The sequence below is a fragment of the Mesorhizobium sp. M5C.F.Ca.IN.020.29.1.1 genome, from assembly GCF_003997375.1.
GTDB lineage: Bacteria > Pseudomonadota > Alphaproteobacteria > Rhizobiales > Rhizobiaceae > Mesorhizobium > Mesorhizobium wenxiniae.
The window spans coordinates 1-400 of sequence record NZ_RZSW01001214.1; the positions used below are offsets into that span (position 1 = coordinate 1).

1 protein-coding gene is annotated in these 400 nt (G+C 51.5%); it reads right to left on the reverse strand.

What is annotated here, in order from left to right:
• Positions 1 to 315, reverse strand: a 315-nt coding sequence (locus EOA85_RS37095) for a GNAT family N-acetyltransferase (RefSeq protein ID WP_164760223.1), incomplete at its 3' end; no start/stop codon positions are given.
• Positions 316 to 400 lie beyond the last annotated feature (85 nt).

Below are 400 nucleotides of genomic sequence, written 5' to 3' on the forward strand. Positions count from 1 at the left end.
TCCATGCCCCCAGTGATCTGGATGTAACCTCCAAGACACTTCAATCGCCGGCGTGAAATGTGCTTGATAGGCGACATTAACAACACCGCAGAAGCCGATAAACTCTGCAACATCTAAACGCTCTAGTGCCCACAGACCATATCCGTGTTTTTTGAAATGCTCACATTGTTCATTTATCCATGCGTGAATCGCGCTCCGATCGGTCAGTTTTGCAATGTATCTTACAACTCTGGGATCGTCATTCATCCGAGCAAACGGTTCGACGTCTTCGTCCTTCCATTGCCGTAGCAGCAGGCGTTTTGTCCGCAGCTCCATCAGTATTTCCTCTTCCCGCTGGAGATATCGATGCGGGCCCCAGTCGAGCAGCTGCAGTCTTTCCGGCCCAGCCGTGAGATGGTGC